Source organism: Actinoplanes sp. NPDC051405, assembly GCF_055586185.1.
Genome location: NZ_JBVJIR010000006.1, coordinates 372440 through 380644, shown reverse-complemented (window position 1 = coordinate 380644; position 8205 = coordinate 372440). Strand labels below are relative to the sequence as shown.

11 protein-coding genes are annotated in these 8205 nt (G+C 70.1%); 7 read left to right on the top strand and 4 right to left on the bottom strand.

The features are described from left to right. On the bottom strand, nt 1–1386 hold a 1386-nt coding region (locus ACZ6S4_RS16340), incomplete at its 3' end, for a hypothetical protein (RefSeq protein ID WP_465475715.1). 146 nt (nt 1387–1532) lie between these two features. Here ACZ6S4_RS16340 and ACZ6S4_RS16335 point away from each other — a divergent pair. The 3 genes from ACZ6S4_RS16335 (at nt 1533) to ACZ6S4_RS16325 (ending at nt 3220) form a co-directional block, all read left to right on the top strand. After that, nucleotides 1533–1865: a PadR family transcriptional regulator gene (locus ACZ6S4_RS16335; RefSeq protein WP_465475714.1), complete on the top strand. Its 333-nt coding sequence runs from the start codon at nt 1533–1535 to the stop codon at nt 1863–1865. 47 nt (nt 1866–1912) lie between these two features. Beyond that, entirely contained in the window at nt 1913–2956 is a 1044-nt protein-coding gene (locus ACZ6S4_RS16330) for a hypothetical protein (protein ID WP_465475713.1), read from the top strand. 75 nt (nt 2957–3031) lie between these two features. Then, the gene (locus ACZ6S4_RS16325; RefSeq protein WP_465475712.1) at nt 3032–3220 is read left to right on the top strand and encodes a TraR/DksA C4-type zinc finger protein; all 189 of its coding nucleotides are present in this window, start codon (nt 3032–3034) and stop codon (nt 3218–3220) included. 46 nt (nt 3221–3266) lie between these two features. Here ACZ6S4_RS16325 and ACZ6S4_RS16320 read toward each other — a convergent pair whose 3' ends face one another. The 3 genes from ACZ6S4_RS16320 to ACZ6S4_RS16310 all read right to left on the bottom strand — a co-directional run bounded on the left by ACZ6S4_RS16320 (nt 3267) and on the right by ACZ6S4_RS16310 (nt 6047). Next, a complete protein-coding gene (locus ACZ6S4_RS16320; protein ID WP_465475711.1) occupies nt 3267–4493 on the bottom strand; it encodes a L,D-transpeptidase in 1227 nt (408 codons plus the stop codon). Between the two features lie 177 nt (nt 4494–4670). Continuing rightward, entirely contained in the window at nt 4671–5531 is an 861-nt protein-coding gene (locus tag ACZ6S4_RS16315) for a phospholipase D-like domain-containing protein (protein WP_465475710.1), read from the bottom strand. A 54-nt stretch (nt 5532–5585) separates the two neighbouring features. Further along, a complete protein-coding gene (locus ACZ6S4_RS16310; protein ID WP_465475709.1) occupies nt 5586–6047 on the bottom strand; it encodes a GNAT family N-acetyltransferase in 462 nt (153 codons plus the stop codon). Nucleotides 6048–6141: 94 nt separating this feature from the next. Between ACZ6S4_RS16310 and ACZ6S4_RS16305 the strand changes: the two genes are divergently transcribed. The 4 genes from ACZ6S4_RS16305 to ACZ6S4_RS16290 are packed head-to-tail and all read left to right on the top strand — an operon-like array spanning nt 6142 to nt 8044. Then, nucleotides 6142–6480, top strand: coding sequence for an ArsR/SmtB family transcription factor (locus ACZ6S4_RS16305; protein WP_433728756.1), 339 nt, complete (start codon nt 6142–6144; stop codon nt 6478–6480). A 1-nt stretch (nt 6481) separates the two neighbouring features. Then, nucleotides 6482–7126 (top strand): dihydrofolate reductase family protein, encoded by a 645-nt coding sequence (locus tag ACZ6S4_RS16300; RefSeq protein ID WP_465475708.1) that lies wholly within the window; start codon nt 6482–6484, stop codon nt 7124–7126. A 10-nt stretch (nt 7127–7136) separates the two neighbouring features. Beyond that, nucleotides 7137–7598, top strand: coding sequence for an SRPBCC domain-containing protein (locus ACZ6S4_RS16295; RefSeq protein ID WP_465475707.1), 462 nt, complete (start codon nt 7137–7139; stop codon nt 7596–7598). A 35-nt stretch (nt 7599–7633) separates the two neighbouring features. Beyond that, nucleotides 7634–8044: a hypothetical protein gene (locus ACZ6S4_RS16290; protein ID WP_465475706.1), complete on the top strand. Its 411-nt coding sequence runs from the start codon at nt 7634–7636 to the stop codon at nt 8042–8044. Nucleotides 8045–8205 lie beyond the last annotated feature (161 nt).

The window sequence follows — 8205 nt, the reverse complement described above, 5'->3', positions numbered from 1 at the left end:
TGTTGTGTCTTGGGCAGAGAGGAGAAGGAGGGGTTCCCTCTCCCTCCCCCCCCCCCCCCCCCCCCCCCCCCCCCCCCCCCCCACCGCCCGGTCGGCGCAGTCGACGGCCTCGTCGAGGTCGGCCGCGGTCGCTGACGCGTCGAAGCGTTCGTTCAGGAGGCCGCCCAGGGTGATCAGCCGTGGTCCCAGATCCGGGCTGTCGGCCGGTGTCGCCGCGGCCGCGGCCCGGCCGGCGTCGATCGCCTCGTCGAGCAGACCGAGATCGTTCCGCCGGGTGTACGCGGCCGACAGCACCAGGCGGGCCGACGACCAGTGGTGGCCGTGGTCGGCGTCCGCCGGTGGCGTGGATTCGAGGGACTGCCGGGCCGCGGCGACCGCGGCGTCCAGGGCGGTCTCGTCGCCGTCGTGCTGGAACCGGGCCAGCAGGATCCGGGCCAGATCGGACAGGAAGACCGCGTGTGCCGGATCGTCCGGTCCGGCCAGTTCCACGATCAGCCGCCCGGTGGAGACGGTGGCCTCGGTGGGCGCGGCCGCGTCCCGGTTGGACCGCGTACCCCAGTAGGTGTGCAGAACGCGGACCAGGCCGGCCCGGTCCGCGGACCCCGGCTGGGTCTCGGCCGCGGCGTCCGTGAGCAGAGCGATCGCCTCGTCGAGGAGGTCCGGCCGGTCGGACAGTTCGAACTTCTCGAACAGCGCCTTCGCCAGGTTGGCCCGGCGTCCCGGCCAGGCCGGGTCGTGCCGGGGTGTGGTTTCCGCGGCCTCGCGGAGCCTGGCGACGGCCTGCTCCAGCAGGTCCGGGTCCTTGGCGCAGCGGGCCTTGCTCAGCAGCACGCCGCCGAGCCCGGAGTGGTACTTGCATCGATCGGCGTCGCCCGGTGTGACCGTGCCGACCGCGGCCAGCCCGGCCTCGATGGCCAGGTCGAGGCTCACCGGATCGGCGGTGACCTCGAACCGGGTCCGGTGGACGACCAGCAGTTCGAACCAGCACCACGCCTCCGACGGATCGGCGACCGGCGGGGCGCGCAGCGCCGCACGCAAGGCACCGGCCGATTCGTCGAGGACTGCGATGTCCCCGATCTGCTCGAACCACCGCCGCAGATCGATACCCAGGTTGGCCAGCACCAGACGGTTCGCGTCCGGAAGGCCCGCCAGGGCACGGTCCACCTCGACGAGCCGGCCCAGCAGCGCCGGATCCGGGGTGATGGCATGCCGGCGGTCCAGTGCGTCAGCCAGCAGGCTCAGCGCGGCGGGCCGATGGTGGAAGTCCATCGCCACTGCCTCGGTCAGCAAGTCGATCGCCTTGTCGAGCTTGCCGCCGCGCAGCGCCTCGTGGGCGATCAGCAGGCGAGTCTCGGCGAAGCCGTCGTCCTCGTGCAGCTCTCGCATCGCTCACCCACCGGGCCGGCCTGATCGCGTCCCCCGAGCCTGGCAGGCGGCGCTCCCGGGTACAGTCCCCCGGCCGACAGAGCCAGGTGTCGGATCAGCGGCACAGGGCTACCCCTGATAGCTCGATCAACTGTATATTGGCGGGCATGCGGCGACCGAGCTTTCTGATCCTGTCGGCGCTCGCCCTCGGCCCGCTCCACGGGTACGCGGTGATCAAGGAAGTCGAGCGGCTGTCAGCGGACAGCGTGCACCTCGCCGCCGGCACCCTGTACGCGGCGCTCGACCGGCTCACCGACGAAGGCCTGATCGAGGTCGACCATGAGGAGACCGTCGACGGCCGGCGCCGGCGCTACTACCGGCTGACCGTTACGGGCACCGCCGCGCTGGCCGCCGAGGCCGAGCAGATGCGCCGCGACGCCCGGATGGTCGCTCAGCGGCTGCGCGGTGCGGGTCCCGCCGGTGCCCCCAGCCCGGCTTGACGACGCGAACGGCAGCGCCCCGGCCGAGACACCCCGAAGGGACCGACATGCCCGACGACACCCGGACCACGCTGCTGGCCCGCAGATACCGTCGGTGGCTGCTGGCGTACCCCCGGGCTTATCGCCGCGAACGCGGCCCGGAGATCCTCGCGACACTGCTCGACGCCGCCGATCCCGGCCGGTCCCGTCCGCCCGCCCGCGAGGCAGCCCTGTTGCTGCGGCACGGACTCGGCCGGCGCGTTGCCGAGGCCGGCCGCCGGGCATTCGTGGTCGCGGCCCTGGCCGCCGTGCTCGGTGGGCTCAGCGGCATCGCGCTCGGTTCCTGGCTGTCCTGGCGGGACGTGGACAGAACGGCGCCGGACAAGGCCACGGCCGTCAGCTTCGCGCATGCGGTCCTGCCGGGCGCTTTCGAGGACCGGGCCCACAACTTCGGGCGGAGCACTTTCTGGAACCCGTACAGCAACAACAGCCTGCACGGTGGCACCGGCGTACGGGTCGGAAGGACCTCCGTGACCGGCACCGTGCCCCCGCCCGGCGGCCAGGAGCAGGTCACTGCGGCCGTGCGGCAGCAGATGAAAGCCCAGGGCTGGCGCAACGTGCGCACCAAGGTCGTGCGGGGCACCTCGGCGCCGGTGAACGTCGAGGTGACCGGCACGCGCTCCGGATATCTCGCCGCGGTGCAGATTGCCCCGGCCCTGAGCTTCGACTTGATGTGGGCCGAGCCGCCCGGCCACCGGCGCGACACCATCCTCGGCGGCCTGGCCGGCGCCCTGCTCGGCGCGCTGTTCGGGCTGGGCACCTCGATCCGCATGCGCCGCTACGGCCGGGGCCGGCAGCGGGCGTATTCGGGGCTCTGCGTCGCCACGCTGCTGATGCTCACGCCGGCCTGCCTGGGCAACATCCCGACCTCGACCGGCTCCCTGCTGGCCAACACCGACCGCAACGGCACCGGGCCCTCGGTGTACTGGGGCGGCTTCGTGATCTACGGGGCCGAACCCCTGGCCATCCTGTCCCTGCTGCCGATCCTGGCCGTCATCGTCGCCTGCGCCTGGCCACAGCCCGCGACCGCGCGCACCTCCACCACGGCCTGAGCCCTACCGCCCGGCCGGGCCTTCGAGGATCAGGGTGCAGGCCCTTTTGTTTTCCCACTTCTTCGAAAGGCATCCATGAGCATCGACCACCGGACCGTCGACCACGGTTGGCTCGCCGACCTGCTCACCGGTGCCCTGCGCTGGATCGCCGAGGGCACCTACGGCATCTGCCAGCAGTGTGACCGCAACATTCCCGTGGATTGCCTCGAGGTGCTACCGCACGCCCGGTTCTGTGTGCCGTGCCAGGAGCGGGTCGACGGATGACTCAGGCGGCGGTTGCCGTGCCACCTCGGCGGCGCGGCGACCGCGACTAGCTGCCGTACCGGTCGAACGGGACTGTCCAGTCGCCCAGGCCGTTCCAGATCGGGAGCTCGCGCGGAGTGTTCTTGACGTCGACGATGTCGCCGACGAGGAAGTTGTTGTAGACCCATTTGGCGTCGGCCGTGGTGAGGTTGATGCACCCGTGCGACAGGTTGGCCCGGCCCAGCGAGCGGTTCCACGGCGCGGCGTGCAGATACTCGCCGGAGTAGCTGATCCGGGTGCAGAACTCGATGTTCTCCGTCACGTAGTAGTTCGGGTCCTTGGGGTCGGTGACGCCGTAACTGGCCGAGCTCATCGTGTGCTTGCGCTTCTTGCCCAGCACGACGTGCGGACCGCCCGCCGTCCAGTAGCTGATGCGCTCGCCGTTCGCGCCGGTCGTGCCGCCGCCCTTGCCGAGGCTGCTCTTCATCGTGCGGACGAGCTTGCCGTTGATGTAGACCTTCGTCAGGTGCGTGCGGTTGTCGCTGACGGCGATCAGCTGCCGGCCGATCCGGAAATTGGTGGACGCGTTCTTCGCCCCGTACGTCGTCTTGCCGAGCTTCACGCCGTACATGTTGACGCTGACCTTGATGGTCGTCCCGGCGGCCCAGTATTTCGCGGGCCGCCAGTGCACGGTCTTGTCGTCCTTCCAGAAGAACTTGCCCTTCACCGCGGGCAAGGTCGTGATCTCGATGGCCTTCTCGGCCGCCTTCTTGTTGACGGCGCGGCTGAACGCGACGATCACCGGCTGCCCGGCTCCGTAGGTTTTGCCCTCTTTGAGGGCGAGCATGCCGTTGGCCTGGAACGTGACCCGGGCGACGTTCTCCGGCTTCAGCGTGGTGAAGGTGGTGGTCTCGGTGGTCGCCTTGCCGGCACTGTCGGCGGCTGTGACGGTGACCGTGTACTTCTTGCCGTACGCGAGGTCCTCGCTCGACTGCCAGGTCCCGTCGTCCTGCATCTTGCCGTCGATCTTGGTCTTGCCGGCGGTGACGGTGACCGACTGGAGTTTGCCGTCGGCGGCGCTGACGACGATCGGTTTCACCGGGAGAACATCGGCGTCCCCGTCCGCCGGCGTCACGCTCAGCTTGACGGGCGTAGCGACCGCCTGCTCGATGTTCGCCGCCGGCTCGACCCAGCCCGCGTTGTCGTCCGGCTTGCCGGACGAGGAACACCCGGCCGCCGTGGCAACCGCGGCCATGCCCACCGCGCCGATGATCACCTTGCGTCGCTGAATCATTACTCTCACATTCGAGGGAAGCCGACCGGCGCCATTCAGGGCCCTGCCTCCATAGACGGGAGCGGGGCCCGGAACGTTGCGTCCGTCTTCGAAAGAGGATCATCTTGACAGATCTGCATCTCGGCCGGTAGCCCGGATCGATCGACCGGGCCCGACGTCCGGCGGTCCGGAAAGCGGTCAAGAGCCTACGGCCGGCTTGGCGCCCGCCCAGAGCAACGCGAAGTGATTGGCGAAGTGCGAGCCCAGCTTGCTGTCCGACGGGAACTGGATGAAGACGCGCTCGTCGAACCGCACCGGCATCGGCCCGGACAGCAACCCGACAAAACCCGCGAAGAATGTCTGGTCTGCTCGGATCAGGTGTGGCCCCGGCGGCGTGCAGTACCGGCGGTAGCCGAGCCGGCGCTGGGCGGTCACCGGCCAGGTGGCGACATGGCCGGCGACCCGCCGCTCAGCCTCGAGCAACTGCGGTCGCAGTTGCTCCGGCTCGTAGACGGCCGCCGCCGGCATGACGGTGGCGCCGTAACGCAGCACCTCGTCCGAGGCGTCCACGGACAGCGCCAGGATCCGGATCTCGACGCCTCGCTCCGCGGCATCCTTCAGTGCCACCAGGACCGGCATGGTGGTCAGCGTGATCGGCCGGTACATCAGGATGTCGATGGACTGCCGGGCCCCGGTCACCACCTCGATCAGGAAGTCGGGAGTGAAGTAGCCCTCCTCCTTCAGCTCTGCGGTGGCGGGGGCGGCGAGCGATCCGTCATCGGAATCGAGGGCTCGGCTGACTCCCTCGATCTGGCCGCTGAACAGGATGAGATCCTGGGCCAGCTCGCGCGCTTTGGCATCGCGGCTGCGGGCGAGATAAGCGGCTGCGGCGCGGATGCGCAGGGCTGCCGCGTCGGTGCCGTAGAGGGTGCGGACCAGGGTGCGTTCACTGCGTTGGGCCCGGCGCACCGCGCGGACGCGGGTGAGGGTGAGTGCCGTGAGCGCCAGGCCGAGCAGCCCTGCCGCGGTGTTCACCAGGTCGAGAACCACAGGCCTCACAGTCGCACACCGTGACAACACGATTACGGTCGGCAGTTCGGCCTGCCTGACCGCTCATCGGACGTAGTGCCGTAGCCGCACCGTCTCTCCGCGGGGACCGCTCCAGGCGGCGGTCGTCGTGTGCGTGTACCGCCATCCTGTGGCTTCGGAGAACGCGGCCGCGGGGGAGTCCGGCTTGTCGACGACGTGGAGGATCAGCCGGCCGCCGGCCCACACGCTGACGTGGTCGAGCAGAGCGCTGGCGACCTTCAGGCGCCGGGCCGTGGGCGCCACGAACAGCCGGGTGACCTCCCGGCCGTTCTGCACCGCGACGTGTCCGTCGATGGCGCCCGGTGAGCTCTGGGCGACCCAGGCCTGGTCGAGCTGCGGCTGGTCCAGCCAGGCTCGGGGATCCGACGGCCATTTCATCGGGTAACCGTCGGCCAGGCGTACCTCACGCAGCACTTCCACACACTGGTCGAGGTCCTCGGACCGCCGGGCTCGGATGGTCAGGGGCCGGATGGTCAGGTTGCTCACCCGCCCATCATGAAGCACCGCCGCCCCGTCCCGCGAAACGATCGGCCGGCCCCGACGGTTGACGGAGCCCTGCTCATCGGCGATAGTAAGGCGCGTGCCTAAGTATCACGACGATCTCGACGCCGTGCTCCGCGCGCTTGCGGATCCGACGCGCCGGGCCGTCGTGGAACGGCTGGCCAAGTCGCCGGCCGTCGTGTCCGAGCTCGCGGCCCCGTTCTCGATGGCCCTGCCGTCGCTCATGCAGCACCTGCGCGTCCTCGAGGACGCGGGGCTGATCACCTCGGAGAAGCACGGACGCGTGCGCACCGTCAGCCTGCGACCGGGCGCCCTCGACGTCCTGCACCTGTGGCTCGATGAGCAGCGCACCCCGGCGGAACGACAAGCCGACCGGCTCGGCATTCACCTGACCCGCACCAACCCGAAGGAAACCTGACATGACCCGTGTTCGCATCGACCTGTTCGCCTCGCTCGACGGCTACACCTCGGCCGGCCAGGCCCCGGACAATCCGATGGGGGAGGACTGGGGGCCGCTCACCACGGCCTACGCCGCGACCCGCACGTTCCACGAGCGCGTCTTCGGCGACACCAGTGGCGCCGGCACGACCGGTGTCGACGACTCCTACGCCGCCGCGCACTTCGAGGGGATCGGCGCCGAGATCATGGGTGCGGCCATGTTCGGCCTGCACACGTTCCCCGACGACCCGGACTGGAAGGGCTGGTGGGGTGACGAGCCGCCGTTCGGCACCCCGGTCTACGTCCTGACCCACACCGCGCCGCGGCCGTCGATCCCGATGCCGGGTGGCACCACGTTCCACTTCCGCAACACCGCCATCGAGGACGTGCTCGCCGAGGCGACCGAGGCGGCCGGCGGTCTCGACGTACGCGTCGGCGGCGGGGTGAGCACCGCCCGCGACTTCCTGCGCGCCGGCCTGGTCGATCACCTGCATGTCATGATCGCCCCGATTCTGCTCGGCCGGGGCATCCGGCTGTGGGACGACCTGCGCGGCCTGGAAACCACCCACAAAGTGACGACGGAAGTGGCCGGGAGCGGCACGATCCACGTCACCTTCGCGCGATAGGACCCCACCGATGACGATCGAACGCCGGCTCGCCCGCTCCGGATTCAGCCTGACCCGTGACTACCCGGTTCCCGTCGCGCGCGTCTGGGACTCGTTCGCCGAGGAGAAGCAGAAACGGGCCTGGTGGGGCGCCGGCGACGCGATTGAGCCGAGCGAGTGGGCCTTCGACTTCCGCGTCGGCGGACGCGACGTCGCCGAGGGCAAGTTCCACAACGGACCGCTTTCCCGGTACGAGGCCACGTACACCGACATCGTCGAGCACGTCCGTATCGTCACGACGTACGACATGTGGCTCGACGGGACCCACATGTCGACGTCGGTGGCGTCGCTCGAGTTCGACCCGATCGACGAGGGCACCCGGTTCACCCACGTCGAGCACGGCGTGTTCTTCGACCAGTTCTGGGCCGACGGGCCGGAGCGCGAGAGAGGCAGCCGGGGCCTGCTCGACGCGCTGGGCAGGTACCTGGGGTGAAATAGACGCAGCCTGTAGTCAACGAGAGGACCGTCATGGGTGCGTCGGGGTGGGAGTACTACGTTCCGTACCAGCCGGACCCGCAGGCGGCGTTGGACGAGCTGCGCCGGCGGGTGCTGGACAGTGGTGACTACTGGTGGGCGGTCCCGTACGAGTTCGGCAGGCCGGCCCGCGAATACCCGGACCGGCCCCGGACCGAGGACGAGCTGTGGGCCGAGGAGGCCGTTCGGGAATCCGGCACCCACTCCATTCTGGACGTTCGCCGGGTCGAGCCGGTCACCGAGGCGGAAGCGGTGGAGCGGCTGGGCGTCGCCAAGCTGACCCGCGCGCATGTGGGAGCGCTCCAGTCGCTCGCCGCGGAGCGATGGTCCGGCCGCTGCGCGGTGCTGCACGACGCCACCGGCGAGCCCAGCGAGATTTATTTCTGGGGTACATCCGGCGATTAGCCGCGACCGGGACAACCGCCGGCCGAGATCGGCGCGGACGGGGCAGACATGCGGCGGCGGCTCCACTTACGATCGTGATCCGCTTCGGGGGATTGCGAGAAAGTCATGGCTGCACCAGGGTCACTGCGGCGCCGCTTGGGGTCGGCAGTCGCAGCATCCAC

Bases quoted from the DNA above. Each gene is read 5' to 3' on its own strand.
- ACZ6S4_RS16325 (WP_465475712.1), top strand. From the start codon at position 3,032: ATGAGCATCGACCACCGGACCGTCGACCACGGTTGGCTCGCCGACCTG.
- ACZ6S4_RS16290 (WP_465475706.1), top strand. From the start codon at position 7,634: ATGGGTGCGTCGGGGTGGGAGTACTACGTTCCGTACCAGCCGGACCCG.
- ACZ6S4_RS16335 (WP_465475714.1), top strand. From the start codon at position 1,533: ATGCGGCGACCGAGCTTTCTGATCCTGTCGGCGCTCGCCCTCGGCCCG.
- ACZ6S4_RS16320 (WP_465475711.1), bottom strand. From the start codon at position 4,493: ATGATTCAGCGACGCAAGGTGATCATCGGCGCGGTGGGCATGGCCGCG.
- ACZ6S4_RS16300 (WP_465475708.1), top strand. From the start codon at position 6,482: ATGACCCGTGTTCGCATCGACCTGTTCGCCTCGCTCGACGGCTACACC.
- ACZ6S4_RS16330 (WP_465475713.1), top strand. From the start codon at position 1,913: ATGCCCGACGACACCCGGACCACGCTGCTGGCCCGCAGATACCGTCGG.
- ACZ6S4_RS16295 (WP_465475707.1), top strand. From the start codon at position 7,137: ATGACGATCGAACGCCGGCTCGCCCGCTCCGGATTCAGCCTGACCCGT.